Origin of the sequence: Serratia sp. 3ACOL1 (genome assembly GCF_003668775.1) — a bacterium.
Lineage (GTDB): Bacteria > Pseudomonadota > Gammaproteobacteria > Enterobacterales > Enterobacteriaceae > Chania > Chania fonticola.
Genome location: NZ_CP033055.1, coordinates 2,564,602 through 2,586,802, shown reverse-complemented (window position 1 = coordinate 2,586,802; position 22,201 = coordinate 2,564,602). Strand labels below are relative to the sequence as shown.

Below are 22,201 nucleotides of genomic sequence, written 5' to 3'. Positions count from 1 at the left end.
TTTTTCGGGGCGCTATTTGGCATGGGTGGGTCGAAATTGATTTATTGCAGGCCACCTGCCACAGGGAAATACGGCGTTTTTGCGCTGGCGCAAAAGCCGTAAAGATAATTACTTATATAATTCAGAGTTATGATCCCCGGTTCGCTACCTCGTTTGGGTAGGCTTCGGCGCGTAACCTCTGTTTACTACTGATGAGCGAAATATGTCGACAAGTGTTTTTAATCGCCGGTGGGCGGCGTTGTTGCTGGAAACGCTGGTCCGCCATGGAGTGCGGCATGTCTGTATCGCTCCGGGATCGCGCTCCACGCCTCTTACGTTGGCCGCTGCCGCGAACCGCGCTTTTGTCTGTCATACTCATTTCGATGAGCGGGGCCTGGGCCATTTAGCGCTCGGTCTGGCAAAGGCCACGCGTGAGCCGGTGGCGGTGATCGTCACCTCGGGTACCGCGGCAGCAAATCTTTATCCTGCCCTGATCGAAGCCGGGTTAACCGGGGAGCGGCTGGTGTTCCTCACCGCCGATCGTCCGCCGGAGTTGATTAACTGCGGAGCCAATCAGGCGATCCGCCAAAACGGCCTCTACTCGAGCCACCCCACCTTGAACATCGATTTGCCACGCCCAAGCCCGGATATTCCGGCTCGCTGGCTGGTATCTACCTTGGACAGCGCGATGGCGCGCCTACGGCAGGGGGCCCTGCATATCAACTGCCCGTTTGCGGAACCGTTATATGGTGGAGATGAACAGCTGTATGAGCAGTGGTCGGCAGAGTTAGGGGACTGGTGGCAGGATACGCACCCTTGGCTGCGTGAAATGGATCCCCATCAGGTTATTAAGCAGCCGGACTGGTTTTTCTGGCGGCAGAAGCGCGGCGTGATTATCGCTGGCAGGATGGGAGCGGAAGAGGGCGTGCAACTGGCTGAATGGGCGGGCATGCTCGGTTGGCCGCTGATTGGCGATGCCCTTTCGCAAACGGGACAACCGCTGCCCTGTGCCGACTTATGGTTGGCGAATCCACAGGCTCGCGATCTGTTGGCTAGTGCGCAGTTGGTGGTGCAGTTTGGCAGCAGCCTGACGGGCAAACGCCTGCTGCAGTGGCAGGAGCGCTGCCAGCCGGAGGAATTCTGGCTGATCGACGATCTGCCTGGGCGTCTCGATCCCGCGCATCATCGTGGCCGCCGTATTCGTTCTACCGTTGGCGAGTGGCTCGATCTGCATCCGGCGCAACCTCGCTCACCTTGGGCTGGCGATCTGTCCGCGTTGGCGGATGATGCCCTTGATGCGACGTCGCAATACCTGGTTAACCGGTTTGGTGAGGCCCAACTGGCCCATCGCCTACCTGAGCTGTTGCCGGAGAACGGCCAGCTGTTTCTCGGCAATAGCCTGATTGTGCGCCTGATCGATGCCCTAACCCAGTTGCCTGCCGGTTATCCGGTGTTCAGTAACCGCGGGGCCAGCGGTATCGACGGCCTAATCTCCACCGCGGCTGGGGTTCAGCGCGCCACAGCCAAGCCGACGTTGGCCGTGGTAGGCGATCTCTCCGCGCTATACGATTTGAACGCCCTGGCACTGTTGCGCCAATGTTCGGCGCCCACGGTGCTGATCGTGGTGAATAACAATGGCGGGCAGATTTTCTCGCTGTTGCCAACGCCGGAACCTGAGCGCCAGCGGTTTTACTGTATGCCGCAGGACGTGGAGTTCAGCCAGGCGGCAGCCATGTTCCAGCTTGATTATGCCTGCCCGGAAAATTGGGGGCAGTTGCAGCAGGCAGTGGAAAAAGCCTGGCGCCACAGCGGAGCCACGCTGATTGAGTTGCAGGTGCCGCCAAGCGATGGCGCAGAAACCTTGCAACATCTGGTACAAAAAATGGGGGCAAACTGATGCTGGCTTCCCGCGTGCTACAACAAGGCGAAAGCCAACGCCCATGGTTGATCTGGCTGCATGGTCTGCTAGGGAACAACAATGAGTGGCGGGTGATCGCCTCGCGTTGCGAACAGTGGCCCTCGCTGGCGATTGATTTACCCGGCCATGGCGATTCTGCCGATCAATCCTGCCTGGACTTTGCCGACGTCAGCAAGCAAATCACCGCCACGCTGCAGCAGCATAATATTGAGCGTTACTGGCTGGTGGGTTATTCACTCGGTGGGCGCATCGCCATGTACCATGCTTGCTGCGGAGAAGCGCAAGGGCTACAAGGTATTGTGATCGAAGGCGGTAATCCAGGGTTGGAGAACGAGGATTTACGTGCCCAGCGGCGTGCCCATGATGCCGCCTGGGCGAAGCGTTTCCGTACTGAACGGATCAAAACGGTATTGGCCGATTGGTATCTCCAACCGGTCTTTGCCAACCTCAGCCCGGTACACCGCGAGGCGCTGATAGCTGCCCGTGCAGATAATCATGGCCCGGCCATTGCCGATATGCTGGAGGCGACGTCTCTCGGGCGGCAACCTTGGCTGGTGCCACAGTTACAACAGTTGGCACTGCCAGTGATGGTGTTATGCGGTGCTGACGATCACAAATTTCAGGCGTTGGCGCGTGATGCCGGTTTGCCATTGCAAACCGTGCCAGAAGCGGGTCATAACGCTCATCTGGCCAATCCGGCAGATTTTGCCGCCGCGCTCGATGCATTTCTTGCTAAAAAAGGAACCAAACATGCTGTATCCCAATGAAGAACAACTGTACGCCGCGATCGACTGGCAGGACTGCTCGGGTGATTTCGAAGACATCCTGTACCACAAGTCCAGCGATGGCATTGCCAAAATCACCATCAACCGCCCACAGGTGCGTAATGCCTTCCGCCCGCACACGGTGAAGGAAATGATCGAGGCGATGTCGAACGCGCGCTATGACGACGGCATCGGCACTATCATTCTTACCGGTGCCGGGGATAAAGCCTTTTGTTCCGGTGGCGATCAGAAAGTGCGCGGTGACTACGGCGGCTATCGTGATGACAGCGGTGTACACCACCTGAACGTGCTGGACTTCCAACGCCAGATCCGCACCTGCCCTAAACCCGTGGTAGCGATGGTTGCCGGGTATTCCATCGGCGGCGGTCACGTGCTGCATATGATGTGCGATCTGACCATTGCGGCCGATAACGCCATCTTTGGCCAGACAGGGCCGAAAGTCGGTTCCTTTGACGGCGGCTGGGGTGCTTCCTATATGGCACGCATCGTCGGCCAGAAGAAGGCCCGTGAGATCTGGTTCCTGTGCCGCCAATACGACGCCGCTGCGGCGCTGGATATGGGCTTGGTCAACACCGTGGTGCCGTTGGCCGATCTGGAAAAAGAGACCGTGCGCTGGTGCCGTGAGATGTTGCAGAACAGCCCAATGGCTCTACGCTGCCTGAAAGCCGCACTGAACGCCGACTGTGATGGACAGGCCGGTCTGCAAGAGCTGGCGGGTAACGCCACCATGTTGTTCTATATGACCGATGAAGGTCAGGAAGGGCGCAACGCATTTATCGAAAAACGCCAGCCTGACTTCAGCAAATTCAAGCGTAATCCGTAATGACGGCACTAACCCGTGTTGCTGCGATCTATCGCTATAGCCTGCCGATGGAGGCGGGCGTGGTGCTGCGCAACCAGCGGCTGAAAACCCGAGATGGCTTGCTGATCCACCTGCAACAGGATGGGCAGCAGGGATGGGGGGAAATTGCCCCCTTACCGGAGTTCAGCCAGGAGACGCTCGACCAGGCGCAGCAGGCTACCTTGGCCTGGGGGCAGGCTTGGGCTGCGGGTGAACTGCCTGCGGAAAGCGAGTTGCCGTCGGTGGCTTTCGGCACCAGTTGTGCCCTCGCAGAACTGGCTGGGCAATTGCCAATGCAGGCCGATTATCGCAAGGCACCTCTGTGCACTGGCGATCCGGACGAGCTGTTTGACCTGTTGGCCGCGCTGCCGGGGGAGAAAGTGGCCAAGGTGAAGGTGGGGATGTATGAGGCGGTGCGGGATGGCATGGTCGTCAATGTCTTGTTGGAAGCCTTGCCTGACCTCAAGCTACGCCTGGATGCCAACCGCAGTTGGAGCCGGGCCAAAGCGGACGGTTTTGCCAAATACGTTAACCCAGCGTGGCGCGATCGCATTGCGTTTCTGGAAGAGCCCTGCAAAACCCGTGATGAATCCCGTGAGTTTGCCCTGGCAACCGGTATTGCCATCGCCTGGGATGAAAGCGTGCGTGAAGCCGATTTTGTCGTGCAGGCGGAACCGGGCGTGGCAGCGATTGTGATCAAGCCGACCTTGGTGGGTAGCCTGGCACGCTGCCGTGAACTGGTCATGCAGGCGCATCAGGCCGGATTGGTGGCGGTGATCAGTTCCAGCATTGAGTCCAGCCTGGGGTTGACGCAGCTGGCGCGCATCGCGCATTGGCTGACGCCGCAAACGGTGCCAGGTTTGGATACGTTGAACCTGATGCAGGCCCAGTTGATACGCAACTGGCCAGAGAGCACCTTGCCGCTATTGGGCATTGATACCTTGGAGTGTGTATGGCGCAGTTGAGTGATTGGCCGTGGCGGCATTGGGCCAAACAGCGCCCGCAGGCGACCGCGGTGATCTTTGAACAACAGCCGGTCAGTTGGCTGATGTTACAGCGGCAGGTAGAAGTGCTGGCTGCCGACTTTCAGCGCCAGGGCGTGTTACCTGGTAGCGGTGTGCTGCTGTGTGGGAAAAACAGCTATCCGCTGCTGTTGGCCTATCTGGCGCTCTTGCAGTGTGGTGCGCGCCTGCTGCCGCTCAATCCGACGCTGCCTGCGCCGATGCTGGCGGCTTTGCTGCCGGATCTGGATATCGACTTTGCTTTCAGCCCGGATGGCTTGCCTGAGTTGCCCCCTGGTGCGATCGTCTTGTCGCCGCCGGGCGTTGATGAGTGCCACTTGCAACTGTTGCCGTGGGATGAACAAAGACTGGCGACGTTGACGCTGACTTCCGGCTCCAGCGGCTTGCCAAAAGCTGCCGCCCATAGCTATGCCGGCCACCTTGCCAGTGCCGATGGCGTGTTGCAACTGCTGGAGTTTCAGCCGCAGGATAGCTGGCTGCTCTCGCTGCCGCTGTTTCACGTGTCTGGTCAGGGCATTATCTGGCGCTGGCTGGCGGTGGGGGCACAGCTTGTGGTGCGTGAAATGCAACCCTTGGCCGAGGCGCTGGCGGGATGCACCCATGCTTCGCTGGTGCCAACTCAACTTTGGCGTTTGCTGTCTGAACCGATGGCCAAGCATGCGCTAAAAGAAGTGCTGCTCGGTGGAGCGATGATCCCGGTGTCACTCACCCAGCAGGCCGAGGCGGTAGGGATCCACTGCTGGTGCGGCTATGGTTTGACGGAGCTGGCTTCAACGGTTTGCGCCAAGCGTGCCGACGAGCTGCCCGGCGTTGGGGCACCTTTACCAGGCCGTGAAATACGCCTGGTGGATCAGGAAGTCTGGATCCGCTCCACCAGCCTGGCGCTGGGTTATTGGCTGCGGGGCCAGCTAGTGCCCATTACCGACGATCAAGGATGGTTCCATACCCGCGATCGTGGCGCGATGGAGCAGGGTGAACTGCGTATTATTGGCCGGCTGGATAACCTGTTCTTCAGCGGCGGGGAAGGCGTTCAGCCGGAAGATGTGGAACGTGTTTTTGCCGCGCATCCACAGGTGTTGCAGGTGTTTATCGTGCCGATTGACGATGCGGAGTTTGGCCAACGGCCGGTAGCGGTGGTCGATCTGGAAGGTGAGTTAACGCTGGAAGGGTTAATGCTCTGGGCGCAGGACCGGCTGGCGAACTTCCAGCGGCCGATTGCCGCGTTGGCGTTGCCCGACGAGCTAAAAAACGGCGGCATCAAGATTTCGCGCCGTCGTCTACAACAGTGGGCGAGTAGCCAACTGCAAGCATAACCTGTTGCGTTGCGAAAAAGGCCGCCCGAGGGCGGCCTTGCTATTGGTGTAAAAAATTATTTCAGGCCCAAGGCCTTGGCTACGCCGTTACCGTAATCGGGATGTACTTTGGTGAACAACTCAACCTGACGACGTTGGATCTGTTCTGGCACCTGCGACAGTTCACCGGCGATACGGGTGAACATACGTTGGTGCTCCTCGGCACTCAGCAGATTGAACAGCGCGCGCGGTTGGCTGTAGTAATCGTCGTCTTCACGATGATTCCAGTGATCGGCGGCACCTTCGATGCTCAATGGCGGTTCGCTGAAATCTGGCTGCTCCTGGAACACCCCAAAGCTGTTTGGCTCATAGGTTGCGCCGTTGCCGCTGTTACCATCCACCCGCATAGCCCCATCGCGATGATAGTTATGGAACGGACATTTGGCACCGTTGACCGGGATTTGGTGATGGTTGACGCCCAGGCGGTAGCGGTGTGCATCACCATAGGAGAACAGACGGCCCTGCAACATTTTATCCGGGGAGAAGCTGACGCCAGGCACCACGTTAGCCGGGTTCATGGCCACCTGTTCTACTTCGGAGAAGTAGTTATCCGGGTTGCGGTTCAGTTCGAAGAAGCCGACATCGATCAGCGGGTAGTCGCCGTGCGGCCAGACTTTGGTCAGGTCAAACGGGTTATACGGGGTTTGTGACGCTTCATGCTCTGGCATGATCTGGATTTGCAGTTTCCAGCGCGGGAAGTCACCGTTCTTGATGGAATCGAACAGATCGCGCTGCGAACTTTCACGATCTTTGGCGATGATGGCTTCTGCTTCATCGTCCATCAGGTTTTCGATGCCTTGCTCACAGCGGAAGTGGAACTTGACCCAGAAACGCTCGTTATTGGCATTGATAAAGCTGAAGGTGTGGCTGCCGAAGCCGTGCATATGACGGTAGGATTTAGGCAGGCCACGGTCGCTGAAGTCAATGGTCAACTGGTGCAGTGATTCAGGCAGATGGGAGAAGAAGTCCCATTTATATACCGGATTGCGCAGGTTGGTGTGCGGATCGCGTTTTACCACGTGGTTCAGATCAGGGAATTTCAGTGGATCGCGCAGGTAGAACACCGGGGTATCGTTACCTACCAGATCCCAGTTACCTTCTTCGCTATAGAACTTCATGGCAAAGCCGCGGATATCACGTTCGGCGTCGGCAGCCCCACGCTCACCGGCAACGGTAGAGAAGCGGACGAACATCTCGGTTTGCTTACCAATCTCAGAGAAGATTTTTGCGCGGGTGTACTTGGTTATATCGTGGGTGACGGTAAAGGTGCCGTAAGCTCCGGACCCCTTGGCGTGCATACGACGCTCTGGGATCACTTCGCGGTCAAAGTGGGCCAGTTTTTCCAGGAACCAAACGTCTTGAAGTAGCATCGGGCCGCGCTTGCCGGCGGTGATCACGTTATTATTATCAACAACGGGCGCGCCAGCCGCGGTAGTTAATCCTTTCTTGCTCATCAATTGCTCCTTACTGTATTGCAGTTAAGTTGATAGCTCAGTTTCGGGTGCTGCAGATCTTCATCATATTAACTAATGAAAAGGCCAGCTCTGCTGACCTCCATCAATGGCACTACTAGTTGTAGACTTATTCTCAGTCCTCGGCAAATAGGCAGCGCTTATCGTTGTAATTTTGGGGTAACTGATTGGCATTTGTTTACAGTTTATTGAAAAATTAACGGCTTATTGCTTTAAATTAGCCGGGAATTGATGACAATTCAGTTACACTTACCGCGGATTTTTTCCGGTGCCAGACATCATCACTCCTTGATGATGAAGATTGAAAAGGATCAATAATGAACAAAACTTTAGTCGCGTGCGCAGCAGGTTTGCTGTTTGTGGCTGGCTCTGCCAATGCGATCAGCGTGAGCGGTGAGGCAGGGGAACATTACACCAACCTGGGCGTCGGCTTGGGGGGCACAACGGCGGGCCTGGGGATCAGCGGCAACTGGATCCGTAGCGATCATGATGGTGACATCGGGAGCCTGGGGCTGAGCTTCGGCCTGCCGGTTGGGCCTTTGACGGCCACCGTGGGCGGCAAGGCCATTTATCTTAGCCCGAAAGATGGCAAAGATGGTGGGGCATTGGCATTAGGAGGCGGTCTGCAATGGGATCTCAACCGCTATCTCAGCCTGTATGGCGAAGGCTATTTTGCGCCGGAGTCTTTGACCAGCGGGGCAAAAGCCTACAACGAAGCTAATGGCGGGGTGCGCTTAAACGTGCGTCCGTTCAATGTGGATGTCGGTTATCGTTACATCAACATCGAAGGTAAAGACGGCAACCGCGACAACGCGATAGCCGATGGCCCTTATATCGGTGTGGGCGTGGGTTTCTAATCCTGCCTGCTATTAAATGGGCGCCGCATATGCTGCGCCCATTTTTTTCTGTTAGCCGATGGCTGGTAACAGGCCGCTGGCGATGCTGAGCTGAATGGCGATCACCGCCACCCCACAGACAAACACCAACGCCAACGCTGGCGTTCCGCCCCAGACTCGATAGCTGGCCTGATGCCGCCGCCGAGTTTTCCAGACCAGCAATGAAGGTAGCAGCAGGGCGAGTACGGACAGCGCAATTGCCGCGAACCCAAGTGCCAGCACAAAACCGCGTGGATAGAACAGTGCGAATGCCAATGGCGGCAGGAAGGTGATGGCCCCGGTCTGCAAACGGCCCCGCACGTTATCCCGGCGTTTGAACAGATCGGCCAGGAAGTCGAACAACCCGAGTGAAACCCCCAGGAATGAGGTTGCCAGTGCCAAATCGGCAAACAGGTGCACCGCCAGCTCGACATGAGGCGACGCAACCACGTCACGCACCGCTTGCAGTAAACCGTTCAGTCCGGCCTGTTGTGCCAGAATGCCGACAAAGGTGGTGGAACTGATGCTGCCCAGCGTCGCCAACTGCCAGAAGATATAAGCCACTAACGGGATGGCACTGCCGATGATGAAGATCCAACGCAGTTTGCGGATGTTGCCGCCCATATAGTTGACGATACTGGGTACGCTGCCGTGGAAACCAAATGAAGTGAAGATCACCGGGATGGCCGAGAGCGCCAGCCCCTGTTCCAGCGGGAGCGTCAGCAGGTTGGTTTGCTGGATGTGCGGCATCATCAGACCAAGCATGACGATCAGGAAAATCGACTTGGCGGTAAACAGAATACGGTTGAACAGATCCACCGAATGGGTGCCGATGCAGACGATCCCCCTGCGACCAGGGTGAACAGCAGTACGCCGAGGTAAGTCGGGAAGTCCTGAGAAGTCCACTGGCTGATGCTGACAGCCAGCAGTTCGCCAGCGCCGCTGATATAGGCTGCGGTCAGCGCATACATCAAGAACATCATGCTGAAACTGGTAAGCCACTGGCCACCGCCGCCCAGATAACGTTTGGCCAGCGTTCCCAGACCGGTGTCCGCCTGCTCATGCTGATAAACCTCGACCAGCAACAGCGCGGTATAGCACATTAATAACCACAGCCCGACCAGCAGTGCCAGCGTTACGCCAAAACCTACGCCCGCTGCCGCCAGGGGCATAGCCAGCATCCCTGCACCAATGGTGGTGCCTGCCACGATAAAAACACTGCCCAGCGTGCGATTCTTCACGTTTTTCTCTGCTATTGGATGATTTAGGGGCGTTTTCGGGACCCTATTTTTAGTGCGGCAGAATAGTTGATTGCCGATTTTGTGTCAAACCGGCGTTACGTATGGTGTACATTTAAATTTACGGTTGTGAGTGAGGCCGCGGCGGTATCAGAAGGGGGCTCTCTGTCCAGTCAGTTCATTAGCGAGCGAGCCCGCTGCTTTGTCGCTTCGCTTCTGTGTTCCGCCAGACTGATACCGAAAGACAACAGTAAGGCGATGGCGGCGATGCCTCCGGCCAGCCAGAGGTTGGCGGTCATGCCAAGTTCATCCACAACTTGGCCACCTGCCCATGCCCCCAATGCAATGCCGATATTGAATACGCCCACATACAGTGCGGTAGCAATCTCTACGGCTCGCGGTGCGACTTTCATTGTCCATGTCATTAGACCGACTGATACACCGCCATAGGCCAGCCCCCAAACTAGCAGTACCACTCCACCGCTGATGTAGGAGTCACCAATGGTCAGGAATAGCACTGGAGTGAACAGTAGGCCCATCGAGACCGCTATCAAAGTCAGGACCGTGCGCCGCGCCGCGATGGTACCTGCCAAGAAGTTGCCAACAATGCCTGCAAAGCCGTAGGCGAAAAGCAGTGCGCTAATCCATTGCGTATCGAATCTCGGTACTGACAGCAGTAACGGGCGCACGAAGGTAAAGACCATGAAGTGGCTGGCTACGAGCAGTAACGTCAGAAATAACCCGACTTGCAGCTTCCGATTACCGAGTTGTTTGCCGAACTGGCGTAGGGTAGCCGAACTGGCAACGGGGAGTGCAGGAACGACGGCAAGATGCAAAACCAACACCGACACGCTAAGCAACGCTATACTGCCAAAAGCCCAGCGCCACCCCACAAAGTCACCGATCAGCGCTCCGAGTGGAACCCCAAATACAGAAGCGGCCGCCACCCCACCAAAGATAATGGAGGTTGCCAATCCGATGGAGTTATCAGGAACAAGCCGGGAAGCCAAGCCACCCGCGATAGCCCAGACTCCCCCCATACAAAAGCCGACGAGAACACGAGCAGCCAGCATCCAAGCCATGTTAGGTGCCAATGCCGATACAATGTTGGCGATAGCCAGTAGGCCCAGTAATCCGCACAGGATCCTGCGCCGGTCAATACCACCAGATGCAATCACCACCAGCGGCGCGAACAAGGCCGCCAGCACTGCGGGCAGCGAGATCATCTGGCCTGCCGTGCCGGTAGAAGTCTCCAGAGAGTCGGCAATCGGCGTCAGCAGACCGACCGGCAGCATTTCCGTCGTGACCACCGAAAAGGTGGCAAGACCTATGGCGGTGACTGCCAACCATTGGTGTCGGGTAGACGTTTGAGGCGCAGTACTTGAAGATTTATCCATAGTTAAGCTCCTTGTGAGTAGGGAAAACAGGTTGTGCCCATATCACGCGGCATTTGGTACGGATGAGTCACGTAGGCGCTGACTCCCCCAAAGAGCGACCAACAGCACCAAAGCGCCCGCGCACAGGGCTATAACAAATCCAGCACGCGCACCGCTTTCATTCACTACCTGGCCGGATACGGCGGCTCCCAGCGCAACCCCGACATTTAGAGCGGCCAGCAGCCAGGTCATGCCTTCCGTCAATTGGCGCTTTGGTACCTGACGTTCGATAAGCGACATTGCCACGATCATCGTTGGCGCGAAAAACAGACCTGCTACGAACACCACAGTGGCTAATGTGGCAATGTTGCCTGCCAGCAGGAGGGGCAGCGTTGTCACAGCTGTCGCCAGCCCACCCAGCAACAGCAGGCGGGATAATGGGATAGTTAACTTGCGTGCGCCAAACAGCAGACCTGACAGGCATGATCCTACGGCATAGGCAGATAGAACCAGACTGGCCGCCGCTGGTTGCCCCAGTTGCTCGGCGAAGGCCACGCTGACGATATCAACAGTGCCGACGATGATACCCATCGCCATCATCAGCAGTGCCAGCAATCGCACGCTCGTCAGTTTGATGACAGATCCTGGCAGGCCCGAAGTAGCGTCATGTTTTTTGACCAACGGTTCGGTGCTGCGCTGTGCGATCAGGGCCAGCACTCCTATGGGGAGAAGTATCGCCGCCGCTAATGGGCCAGCTTGTGGAAATAGCGCTACGGACAGGCCAACTGACAGCGGCGGCCCGGTGATGAAGGTGACTTCATCGAGCACTGTCTCAAGCGAATAGGCCGTCTGCAAGCGCGGTTGGCCCTGGTAGATAGCTGTCCAGCGTGCCCGCGCTACCGCCGACATGCTGGGCATAAAACCGGCCAGTAAGGCACCTGCGAACAAAGTCCAGTCGGGTGCCAGCCACCAGGAACTGGCGAGTAGAAGCAGTATTCCGATGACGCTGATGGCCGTCGCAGCTGGCAGTACTCGGCTCTGTCCGTGGTGATCCATCAAGCGAGATATCTGTGGCGATAGCAGAGCGTAGGCCAGCACGAAGGTGGCGGATACGGCACCGGCCAGAGCGAAGCTGCCACGCAGCTGTGACAACATGGTGATGATGCCGATGCCAGTCATCGACAGCGGGAGCCGTGCCAGCAGTCCGGCCAGAGCTAAGCTCTTGGTGCCGGGAGCGGTGAACAGTTCTCTATAAGGGTTAGCCATCTCAGTCTCCAGGGGGCGTCGCTTGCCTTAGTGGCATAGCGCGGTGATAATACATACGGTACGTATGAATAGGAGTGTATATTCATACGGAGTGTATGTAAATAAACATACGTAACGTATCTAAAGGGGAACATCAATGGCTCGCCGCACCCGCGCAGAAATGGAAGAAACCCGTGCCACATTGTTGGCAACTGCCCGTAACGTCTTCAGAGAGCACGGCTACGCCGAGACCTCGATGGATGAACTCACCGCGCAGGCGGGCTTGACCCGTGGCGCGCTTTATCACCACTTTGGTGACAAGAAAGGGTTGCTGACGGCAGTGGTGGAACAAATCGACGCCGAGATGGATGCGCGCCTACAACTCATCTCCGACACTGCCGAAGATGCGTGGGAAGGTTTCCTCGGCCGTTGTCGTGCCTATCTGGATATGGCGCTGGAGCCGGAATTCCAGCGCATCGTGCTTCGCGACGCCAGGGCGGTGCTGGGCGGTGCTTCGCCGGACTCGCAACGCCATTGTGTTGAGTCGATGCGGCGGCTGATAGACAACCTTATCCAACAAGGTATCGTCGCTAAGGTCGATCCGCAGGCGCTAGCATCGTTGATCTACGGTAGCTTGGCCGAGGCTGCGTTCTGGATCGCGGACGGTGATGACGGCAATACGCGGCTGGCGCGAAGTGTTGCCGCGCTGGAGCTATTGCTGCGAGGATTGTTGGCCAAATCATAAGTTAACGAAACTCCCTGTTCATACTGCTCCCCTGCCTGTAGCACTATTAGCCGCAGCTATTTGGTGAAAAGTTGTTAACAGGCTTCTATAGTGGAGGGATCTGAACATAAGGGAGAGATCAATGTTAAGAGTGGAGATGCTCAGCACCGGTGATGAAGTGCTACATGGGCAAATTATTGATACCAACGCCGCCTGGCTGGCAGATTACCTGTTCCAGCAAGGCTTACCGATGAGTGGGCGTGAAACGGTGGGGGATAGCCTCTCCTCTCTGATCGAAATCCTGCAGGAGCGTAGCCACATTGCCGACGTGCTGATCGTCAACGGCGGTCTGGGGCCAACCAGTGACGATCTCAGCGCGTTGGCGGCAGCAAAGGCTTGCGATACCGAGCTGGTCGAACATCCTGAATGGATCGCCCGTATGGAAGCCTACTTTGCGGAGCGCGGCCGTCCGATGGCGGCTTCCAACCGTAAACAGGCACAGATCCCGGCTAATGCGGAAATGCTGGATAACCGTGTAGGTACCGCCTGCGGCTTTGTCTTAACGCTGAATAAGTGCCGGATGTTCTTTACGCCGGGTGTGCCTTCCGAATTTAAAGTGATGGTAGAAGAGCAGATCCTGCCACGCCTGCGCCAAGGCTTTACTTTACCTGAGCCGCCGTTGTGTCTTCGCCTTACCACCTTCGGGACTTCGGAAAGCGACTTGGCTGCTGAACTGGACGGCATGCCTTTGCCGCCGGGTGTCGTACTGGGCTATCGCTCTTCCAGCCCGATTATTGAACTGAAGTTGACTGGCCCACAGGCTCAGCGTGCCGCGATGGAACAAGCCTGGCAGCGAGTGCGGCAGGTTGCGGGTGAAAATACGATTTTTGAAGGTACGGCAGGGCTACCGGCAGAGCTAACGCAACGCTTACAGCAGCAGAACTTGACGTTGGCGCTGAGCGAGCAATTTACCGCCGGGCTAATCAACCTGCAGTTGCAGAGCGAAGCGGCCCCGCTGGCCGGTGGCGAACTGTTACCCGCACATTGCTCCGAGACGCTGGCAACAGTGCTGGCGCGTGCTCAGTCTTTGGCTCAGCTCACCGGCGCGCAGTTAGCGTTGGCCGTTAGCGCCATGGCAGGGGATCGTGTCAGCGTTGCCTTGCATACGCCAAAAGGCGGTATTGGTCAGACTGTGGGCTATCGTGCATCACGTCATGGCCTGCGCTTACGCCAGGAGTCGGTCGCGATGCTGGCGCTGGATATGCTGCGCCGCTGGTTGAATGGCGGCCAGGTTTGCGGCAAAAACGGCTGGCTGGAAATTGTGGAAATTATCGAGTAGAACATTCCTCAGCAGGTTCAAAACCTAGGGGCCTCATGCAGTAAAGCGTGCGGTCCCCTACGGTCGAACATGTGCGACCCCTTCCATTTCTGCAAATCTTCACTGGTATCGCCTATCGCCGAGCAACGGCTAGCTGGAAATAGTCGCTATTACCGGAGATAAACGGGTTGATAGCGCTGATATATCCCTGATTCATTGTTGCTTTTTTGTTTTATTATTGTGCGCGTGTTTTTTGGTGCGCACATGCGTAACTAGTTGATTATCAATATTAATTAAAAATTATAAGTTAATTATTTACGTTTTTTTATTAACTTTTTATTATTTATAGTTATTGCCTATCAAACGACAGAAATTTACTTGGATTTATGTCTTCCAAAAGCCAGTGTTGGTGATTTACCATTCTGCCCCTCATTTTTCTTGCAGTTTTTTATTTTAAATAAATCCAAAAAATTGGAATTAGATGTCTGTTTGTTGGTTTTTCATGGAGGAAGTATCCGAGATAGGGATGGTCAAGGTTAGTTGATCTTAAGAATGGTATTTAAATGAAATTGTTTAAACTTACAACGCTGCCCCTTATTCTGGCTACTTCTGCCGTTTCCCTTCCTGTGATGGCAGCGGAAACGGCCCAAATCATGGTGAAAGGGTCCATCGTTCCTACCGCATGTTCCATCTCTGTTGCTGGCTCGGCAGACTTCGGCAATTTGACCGAAAATGAACTGAAAGAAAAAAGCAAATTCCTCAATGCTTACCAGCTAGGCTATAAGCCCGTTAATTTTGATATTCAATGTAACTCTGCAGCAAAAGTGGCGTTATCTACACAGGCTGATATTCCGCCTTCTGGTCCGAGCACGGTAGGTGTTGTGAGCTACGTTAATGAGACTGAAAAAACGTCTCGTACCAAAACCGAACACTTGGGCAATCTGGGAGTGATTGAGGGGCATGACATCGGCTATTTTACCACGGCGCTGGTAAGTGCAAATTTGGATGACAAAAATTCCGAGCTGATATTTTCCCAAGATAATGGCCATGATTGGCAAGCTGTCTCTGGTGCAGATGAGCATGTGATGTATCAGGATGGCTCTGCATTTTATAGTTGGGGGAAAGACAATGCACCACAGGAAGCAACCAATATCTCTGGTGTTATCAATATCTCTGCTGCCATTGATGCTCGTTTTATCGATGACATGAAAGAAGTCCTCAACTTTAACAGCAGCACAACCCTAAGCCTACAGTACCTGTAAACCCTCGGTGTCTTGTCTGGCAGTTGCCTGCCAGACAATGTTTACCTGCTGTTATTTTATCAATACTGTTTTCTGTAAGGTGTGTTTGTGATGCGTTGTCAATTTTCCGCTTATTTTATTTCCGTTAAGCGAATAATCTCCAATACGTTATTACTGGTTGCTCAGTCTTATTCTAGGAGTAAAGATTTAAAATCGGATTGGGTGCTGTGCAGTTTTTTACTGGTTGCAGTATCTATTTTTTCGACTCAGTCTCACGCCTCTGGCGTATTACCTGAATCTTCGGCGGTCATTATTGACGAAGCACAGAAGGGCGGCAGCATTAATGTTAAAAACACGGAAAAAGTTCCGGTGCTGTTGTATACCAGAATCGTTGAATTACCTGACGATCCCACTCCTCGCCTGATTGTGACCCAGCCAGTAGCTCGTTTGGAGCCAGGCCAGTCCCAACGCGTACGCTTTGTGTTGAACACCGATACTCCGTTGCAGAGCGAACATATCAAGCGCGTATATTTTGAAGGCGTGACTGAACGGACTACGGATAACAGCCAAGTGTCCGTTAGCGTGCGTCAGGATCTGCCAGTGATTATTGTACCAAAAGGGTTGAGTGCTAAACGCGATATGTGGACCGATTTGGACTGGTCCGTTAGCGCAAACAGCCTGAAAGTCACCAACACGGGTCGCCATGTGGTGCGCTTGACCCCGCAGGTCAAACTACAACCCGCAGGTAATGTGCTGTCCCTGAACAAGAGTTATATCCTACCTGGCGAAACCCTGGTGGTCACCGCACCTGCCAGTACCCGTCTCAGTAGCCAGCAGCAGGTGGCGTTCTCCCCCGTTACTCGTTACGGGTTTGGTGTAGGTGTAAAGACTGCCCCTCTGAGCGGCAAATAATTACTCATACCATGAAGACAACCCGCCATTCATTACTGATCTCAGCCATTTTATTGGTTTGCTGGGGGGGATCCGTACCAGCAGAAGGGGCCAAATTGACCAACTTCAGTGAAAGTCGGCTGAAGGCGTTGGGTATCGATCCGTCTACTGCTGCCTACTTTGCACAAGGGGCGCGCTTTACGCCTGGTATTACCGATGTGGAGCTAGAGGTCAATGGCGCCAGCCGAGGCATGCAGAGACTGGCATTTGGTCACAGTGGTGAAGTGTGTGCGGATGAAGCCTTTTTTGCGTCTGCCGGTATCCGATTGGATCCGCCACTGCGGCAGGAGAGGGCGGACGCAGATACCTGCCCGCAACTTACCGACGTCTGGCCGACCGCTACGATCTCCCTACTTCCCGCCACTCAAGAAGTGCATATTGTGGTGCCGCCGGAAGCGGTGGAGAAGGCAAATGACCTAGCGCATTTCCAGCAAGGTGGCACGGCTGGCTTGCTGAACTATTCCGCTTACCGTTCCTATTTTTCCTCGTACGGTAACCATTCAAGCAACAGCTACCTGAATCTGGAAAGCGGTTTTAACGCGGGAGACTGGATGGTGCGCGGTGCGCATAACCTGCGCCAGAGCAGCGCGGGTGGCTTTACCTTCGACAATGCGTATGTATACGCACAGAAAACCCTGGTGGATAGAAAGCAATTGTTGCAGGCCGGGCAAATCAACTTTTCCAATAATCTCCTGTCCGGTGCGTCCATCGATGGGATGCAACTGATCCCACAGTCTGCGCTGAGCAGCCAGGGAGAGGGGGCACAGGTGCGCGGTATTGCCCGGGCAGACCAGTCACGGGTGGAAGTACGCCAAAGCGGGATCCTGATTTATTCCACGCTGGTGCCGGCCGGTCCCTTTACGCTGACGGAGCTCCCTGTATTGAACTCCACCAGTGACCTGCAACTCAGGGTGATAACCCCGGGCGGGCAGGAAGAGGCTTACACCATCACTGCGGCATCATTTCGCAGTTTGGTACCAAAGGCACCGGAAACCTGGTCTTTGGCGTTGGGACGCCTACGTGCGGACAGCGTCAGCCAGGGCTATGAGCGGCCCTGGGTGGCCAGCTTGTCTGATGGGCGGGCGCTTTCCCAGCGGGTATTGCTGGAGGGCGGGTCAATTATCGCCTCTGGTTATCTGGGCAGCGGTGTGGGGCTCACCGTCAGTCCGCGTCAAGAAGTCTCTCTAGGCCTGGCCGCCGCGCTGAGCCAGGATCGCAACCATGACCGACAGGGGGCAAAGAGTACGGCTTCGGTGAACTGGCAAGCGCCACTGAATCTCGGATTTGGTGGTGATATCACCCTCTATTCTCCTGGCTATCGGGAACTGACGGACTCGGTTTCCCTCACTGATAGCCCTTACAGCCGCACCAGTGCAGGTCTGCGGATGAATTGGTACCAAACGACTCTGGGCCATATTTCGCTCTCTGCCAGCCAGACCCGTCAGGGGGATAATGGCGGTGATACTCGGCGCCTGATGGCCACCTGGAACCGCAATTTTGGTTTTGTAAACGCCTCAGTGAACTGGCAGCGCCAGAGCCGAAGTGTACGAAGCTGTCATGCATCTTATCGGTGCCGCAATACCGACCGCGACAGCCTGTTTGTTAACCTCAGTTTTCCACTGGGTGGACAGGTGATCGGTAGCCATTATCGACATACCCCAGATTCAGCGGCTGTAGGCATGCAGACGAGCGGTGTCCTGACGGATAACAGCAACTGGTCATTGGCGACAGAGCACAGTATGAAACAGCAACGCGATACCAGCCTGTCAGGCAGCCTGAACGGCAACCTGCACTACACCACTGCCGGGTTATATGGATACGCTGCGACCGATCATACCCGCAACTACTCCGGCACGTTGTCTGGCGGCATCGTAGTCCATCAGGAAGGTGTGGTGTTCTCACCGCATAAGATTAACGACACTTTTGGCGTAGTGACGGTGGAGCCTGCGGTCAGTGGGGTAGAAATCAACACCCCACGGGGAAAAGTATGGACTGACTGGCGGGGTAAGGCGGTGGTTCCTGGGCTACCCGCTTACGCAGCAGGCCGGATAGAGTTGAACACGGAACAATTGCCAGCAAATACCGATGTCAGCAATGGCTTGCGGCAAGTTGTGGCGGGGCACGGAGCGGTAACCGATACCCATTTTATTTTGCAGCAGACGCGCAACGGGTTGTTGACGGTGAAGCTGATGGATGGATCGCCGTTGCCGAAAGGCAGCGCCATTATTGCGCAAGACGGTAGTTATGTGACCACGGCGGTAGATGCAGGCACGGTGTTTCTTACCGATCTGAACGATAAACGCCCGCTGATGGCGCGTTGGCAGGAGCAGCAATGCAGTCTGCATTATTCCGTACCGGAAAAGGCGCTGAAGGGGGAGGCCTATGAAAATGTCACCGCACAATGCAGTTAACCGTAGAACCAGGGTGGGCGTGTGAAACAGAAAGTGATCACATTAATCCGGGGATTGAAGCTTATCACTGTGCTGTGGCTTGTTACTCCAGACGCTATGGCACAGAACTGTCAGGTGGTGGTATCACGCCCCGAGATCCAACTGGGCAAACAGATCCATGTTGCCAATGCAGGAACGTTGTTTACCCAGCAAGAGATGACAGTCGCCGCTGAGTGTGTGGGGACGGGGCCGATCACGTTGCTGATTGATGGCACGCCGGATGAGGGGGGACAACACTTTCGCTTTGGCACTGCGGGCAGCATGACACTGACGCTGCTGACTGCGCAGTATGACGGTGGTGACACAGGGCTGAGGCTGAGTTCTGCGCTGCAGGGGGAAAGGCAGCTATCGTCGGGTTCATCGGTTCCGCTGTCTCCTGGCAGCCAGATTACCACGCTCGCAACAGGGGCCGCCGGGAAGGAGACTCATCTGCTGATAGTGCAGTTGCGCCTGGATTTTCCCGCAGCAGGAGATGAGGGCCGGATCCGCGATCTGACGGAGATGGACGGCCAAGTGAGGTTTGAAGCTCGGCAATAGTCGATATCGCCTGAGGCTGCCGACAAACCCCAATAGGCTCACGGCGTAGGGGCGCTGCATGCTGCGCCTGTTTTTGTTATGGAAGAGGTATCCAGTCTAGGGATGGTTAATGTTAGTTAATCTGAAAAATGGTACTTAAATGAATATGTTTAAAATTACAGCTCTGACCCTTGCCATCGCTACTTCGGCGTGTTCCTTGACTGCGATGGCGGCGGAAACGGCTCAAATTACGGTGAAGGGGGCAGTATTTCCTTCCGCGTGTGCCATCTCTGTTGATGGTTCTGTTGACTTCGGTAATTTGAAAAAAAACGAGCTGCAAGAACAAACTAAAAATCAAAATGCCTATCAGTTAGGCTACAAGCCTGTTGGTTTTAATATTCAATGTAAATCGGCAGCCAAAGTGGCGCTATCTGCACAGGCGGACACCCCTGTTTCTGGCAATCCCACGATGGGTGTTGTTAGCTACCTCAGTGATACCGACAAAGCGCTGCGTGCTGAACCTGGACAACTTGCATCCCTAGGGGCGCTTGAGGGTGAAGACATCGGCTATTTTACCGTGATGCTGGCAAGTGCCACCCTGGATAGCAAAGATGCCGAGCTTATCTCCTCCAAAAATGGCGGCAGTAGCTGGAGCGCGGTTTCTGGCACCGCCGAGCATTTGATGTATCAGGATGGCTCTGTGTTCCATGGTTGGGGGAAAGACACCGCACCACAGGAAGCCACTAATATCTCAGGTATTATGACGGTCTCTGCGGCACTTAACGTTAACGTTGTGGAAGAGCTGAAAGACGTTGTCAACTTTAACACTAACACCACTCTAAGCCTGCACTACCTGTAAACCATAGGGGTATTGTCTGGCGGTTGTCTGCCAGACAATGAGCCCACCATAGCTTGCGTTTACGTTAAGCATCGGTAGTGTCCTGGTGCTGGATTTGCTGCGTCGTTGGCTGAATGGCAGCCAGGTTCGCGGCAGAAGCGGTAGGCTGAGAATGGTCGAAATTACCGCAGAGAAACTTGTTGATAGCGGTGATATATCCCTTATGGATCATAACAATATAAGGGGTATTCGCTGTGGGATTGTGTTGTTACACTCTTTGCGGGTGCTTGAGACTTTTCGTCTTGGGCATTGTGTGGCAAGGCGGAAAGTTGAAAGCCCCAAACTGACGTTAACTCAGAATGGGGCAACCAATAACGCTTCGACACCGTTATGGTAGCCCCTTCACAGCAAGGAGGCAAGCCATGTATAAAAAACATGCGCTCTACGCGTTACTGGCTGTATGCATTACGGTTTTGGTATTAGTCTGGATGATTAAAGACCGCTTTTGCGGTCTGGAAATCTACCAGAAAGATATCACTATCTTGGTGTCATCGGCCTGTATGCGATAGGTGAAGTGGTAATCATAAGGCGGGGGTAACCCCGCCTTAAGGTCTCCAGGCGTGGTTTCAGGCACCCAATCTCAGATTTCCAACTCGATATCCATGGCGGGCATGCAGCAGCAGGGCAGGATCTCGCCGTGATTGATAAATGCCAACGGCTGCTGGTGGTAAGCGACCTCACCCTTCAGTAATTTCACTCGGCAGGCACCGCAATAGCCGGAGCGGCATTGGTATTCCACCTCCACCTCATGCAGTTCCAGCACGTCGAGCAGGCATTTCTCACCTTCGGGGCAGGAGAGCTGCGTACCGGTGGCACGCAGCGTGATGGTTGGTGCAGCCACTTACAGCTCGAAATCACTCAGGTCGTCGGCGTTGACTTCAGAGTCAATCTGGCCGACCAGGTAAGAGCTGACTTCCACTTCCTGCGGAGCCACCTGCACGTTATCCGACACCAGCCAGGCGTTGATCCACGGGATTGGGTTGGAGCGAGTCGGGAACGGTGAACCCAGGCCGACGGCCTGCATGCGGATATTGGTTATGTATTCCACGTACTGGCACAGGATGTCTTTGTTCAGGCCAATCATGGAGCCGTCGCGGAACAGATATTCGGCCCACTCTTTCTCTTGTTGCGCCGCCAGGACGAACAGGTCATAGCACTGTTGCTGGCATTCTACGGCGATTTCAGCCATCTCTGGGTCATCAGCGCCTGAGCGCATCAGGTTCAGGATATGTTGCGTACCGGTCAGGTGCAGGGCTTCGTCGCGGGCGATCAGTTTGATGATTTTGGCATTGCCTTCCATCAGCTCACGCTCGGCGAAAGCAAACGAACAGGCGAAGCTAACGTAGAAACGAATGGCCTCCAGCGCGTTGACGCTCATCAGGCACAGATACAGCTGCTTTTTGATGGCGCGCAGGTTAACGGTCACCGTTTTCCCATTGACCTGATGTGTGCCTTCACCCAGCAGATGATAGTAGCTGGTCATTTCGATCAGATCGTCGTAGTAGCCGGAGATATCTTTTGCCCGCTTGAGGATCTCCTCGTTGGTGACGATATCGTCGAACACCACCGACGGATCGTTAACGATGTTACGAATGATATGGGTGTAGGAACGTGAGTGAATGGTCTCTGAGAATGACCAGGTTTCGATCCAGGTTTCCAGTTCCGGAATGGAGATCAGCGGCAGAAACGCCACGTTAGGGCTACGGCCCTGGATGGAATCCAGCAAGGTCTGATACTTCAGGTTGCTGATGAAGATGTGCTTCTCGTGTTCTGGCAGCGCTTGATAGTCGATACGATCGCGCGCGACGTCAACCTCTTCAGGACGCCAGAAGAAGGAGAGCTGCTTTTCGATCAGCTTTTCAAAAATTTCATGTTTTTGCTGGTCGAAACGCGCCACGTTGACCGACTGGCCGAAGAACATCGGCTCAAGCAACTGGTTGTTTTTGTTTTGAGAAAAAGTAGTGTAAGCCATGAGCTTGGATCCATTAGTGCCGAGCTGA

General features: G+C 55.2%; 19 protein-coding genes and 1 pseudogene. 14 read left to right on the top strand and 6 right to left on the bottom strand.

Features of this window, described 5'->3' with window-relative positions; translation table 11 throughout:
* The first annotated feature begins 202 nt into the window (after positions 1-202).
* Genes menD through menE form a run of 5 tightly spaced genes read left to right on the top strand, consistent with a single transcriptional unit; the run spans position 203 to position 5,858 of the window.
* Positions 203-1,876 carry a 2-succinyl-5-enolpyruvyl-6-hydroxy-3-cyclohexene-1-carboxylic-acid synthase gene (gene menD / locus D9980_RS11610; RefSeq protein WP_065683109.1) on the top strand — a complete coding sequence of 558 codons (1,674 nt, stop codon included), beginning with the start codon at positions 203-205 and terminating at the stop codon, positions 1,874-1,876.
* Positions 1,876-2,664, top strand: coding sequence for a 2-succinyl-6-hydroxy-2,4-cyclohexadiene-1-carboxylate synthase (gene menH / locus D9980_RS11605; protein WP_121607378.1), 789 nt, complete (start codon positions 1,876-1,878; stop codon positions 2,662-2,664). Before menD ends, menH begins: the two co-directional genes overlap by 1 nt.
* Positions 2,648-3,505, top strand: a complete 858-nt coding sequence (gene menB / locus D9980_RS11600) for a 1,4-dihydroxy-2-naphthoyl-CoA synthase (protein WP_021805976.1) — start codon at positions 2,648-2,650, stop codon at positions 3,503-3,505. The genes menH and menB overlap by 17 nt, the downstream gene beginning before the upstream one ends.
* The gene (menC, locus tag D9980_RS11595; protein ID WP_121607377.1) at positions 3,505-4,488 is read left to right on the top strand and encodes an o-succinylbenzoate synthase; all 984 of its coding nucleotides are present in this window, start codon (positions 3,505-3,507) and stop codon (positions 4,486-4,488) included. The genes menB and menC overlap by 1 nt, the downstream gene beginning before the upstream one ends.
* Entirely contained in the window at positions 4,476-5,858 is a 1,383-nt protein-coding gene (menE, locus tag D9980_RS11590; RefSeq protein ID WP_121607376.1) for an o-succinylbenzoate--CoA ligase, read from the top strand. Before menC ends, menE begins: the two co-directional genes overlap by 13 nt.
* Positions 5,859-5,914: 56 nt before the next feature.
* Here menE and katA read toward each other — a convergent pair whose 3' ends face one another.
* On the bottom strand, positions 5,915-7,351 hold the full coding sequence (katA, locus tag D9980_RS11585) for a catalase KatA (protein WP_121607375.1): 1,437 nt from the start codon (positions 7,349-7,351) through the stop codon (positions 5,915-5,917).
* Between the two features lie 335 nt (positions 7,352-7,686).
* Between katA and D9980_RS11580 the strand changes: the two genes are divergently transcribed.
* The gene (locus tag D9980_RS11580; RefSeq protein WP_024485848.1) at positions 7,687-8,226 is read left to right on the top strand and encodes a YfaZ family outer membrane protein; all 540 of its coding nucleotides are present in this window, start codon (positions 7,687-7,689) and stop codon (positions 8,224-8,226) included.
* A gap of 51 nt (positions 8,227-8,277) precedes the next feature.
* On the opposite strand, the pseudogene tyrP reads toward D9980_RS11580, so the two are convergent.
* The 3 genes and pseudogenes from tyrP to D9980_RS11565 form a co-directional block, all read right to left on the bottom strand.
* Positions 8,278-9,485 (bottom strand): annotated as a pseudogene (gene tyrP, locus D9980_RS11575) (tyrosine transporter TyrP).
* A 170-nt stretch (positions 9,486-9,655) separates the two neighbouring features.
* Complete coding sequence (locus D9980_RS11570) at positions 9,656-10,879, bottom strand: MFS transporter (protein WP_121607374.1); 1,224 nt, start codon at positions 10,877-10,879, stop codon at positions 9,656-9,658.
* 42 nt (positions 10,880-10,921) lie between these two features.
* Positions 10,922-12,124, bottom strand: coding sequence for an MFS transporter (locus D9980_RS11565; RefSeq protein WP_121607373.1), 1,203 nt, complete (start codon positions 12,122-12,124; stop codon positions 10,922-10,924).
* 136 nt (positions 12,125-12,260) lie between these two features.
* Here D9980_RS11565 and D9980_RS11560 point away from each other — a divergent pair, with 136 nt between their 5' ends.
* The 8 genes from D9980_RS11560 (at position 12,261) to D9980_RS27275 (ending at position 20,710) form a co-directional block, all read left to right on the top strand.
* Complete coding sequence (locus D9980_RS11560; protein ID WP_121607372.1) at positions 12,261-12,848, top strand: TetR/AcrR family transcriptional regulator; 588 nt, start codon at positions 12,261-12,263, stop codon at positions 12,846-12,848.
* A 121-nt stretch (positions 12,849-12,969) separates the two neighbouring features.
* Positions 12,970-14,166, top strand: a complete 1,197-nt coding sequence (locus D9980_RS11555; protein WP_121607371.1) for a nicotinamide mononucleotide deamidase-related protein YfaY — start codon at positions 12,970-12,972, stop codon at positions 14,164-14,166.
* A 542-nt stretch (positions 14,167-14,708) separates the two neighbouring features.
* Positions 14,709-15,407: a DUF1120 domain-containing protein gene (locus D9980_RS11550; protein ID WP_121607370.1), complete on the top strand. Its 699-nt coding sequence runs from the start codon at positions 14,709-14,711 to the stop codon at positions 15,405-15,407.
* Positions 15,408-15,608: 201 nt separating this feature from the next.
* A complete protein-coding gene (locus tag D9980_RS11545) occupies positions 15,609-16,298 on the top strand; it encodes a fimbria/pilus chaperone family protein (protein ID WP_238393706.1) in 690 nt (229 codons plus the stop codon).
* A 95-nt stretch (positions 16,299-16,393) separates the two neighbouring features.
* Entirely contained in the window at positions 16,394-18,748 is a 2,355-nt protein-coding gene (locus D9980_RS11540) for a fimbrial biogenesis usher protein (protein ID WP_162304259.1), read from the top strand.
* Between the two features lie 21 nt (positions 18,749-18,769).
* Complete coding sequence (locus tag D9980_RS11535) at positions 18,770-19,324, top strand: hypothetical protein (RefSeq protein WP_121607367.1); 555 nt, start codon at positions 18,770-18,772, stop codon at positions 19,322-19,324.
* Positions 19,325-19,463: 139 nt separating this feature from the next.
* Positions 19,464-20,162: a DUF1120 domain-containing protein gene (locus D9980_RS11530; protein ID WP_121607366.1), complete on the top strand. Its 699-nt coding sequence runs from the start codon at positions 19,464-19,466 to the stop codon at positions 20,160-20,162.
* A 338-nt stretch (positions 20,163-20,500) separates the two neighbouring features.
* The gene (locus D9980_RS27275; protein WP_315902366.1) at positions 20,501-20,710 is read left to right on the top strand and encodes a Hok/Gef family protein; all 210 of its coding nucleotides are present in this window, start codon (positions 20,501-20,503) and stop codon (positions 20,708-20,710) included.
* A 71-nt stretch (positions 20,711-20,781) separates the two neighbouring features.
* Here the strand turns inward: D9980_RS27275 and yfaE are convergent, their stop codons facing one another.
* Entirely contained in the window at positions 20,782-21,042 is a 261-nt protein-coding gene (yfaE, locus tag D9980_RS11520) for a class I ribonucleotide reductase maintenance protein YfaE (RefSeq protein ID WP_021805960.1), read from the bottom strand.
* Complete coding sequence (gene nrdB / locus D9980_RS11515) at positions 21,043-22,173, bottom strand: class Ia ribonucleoside-diphosphate reductase subunit beta (RefSeq protein WP_024485993.1); 1,131 nt, start codon at positions 22,171-22,173, stop codon at positions 21,043-21,045. It abuts the gene before it with no gap.
* Positions 22,174-22,201: the final 28 nt, after the last annotated feature.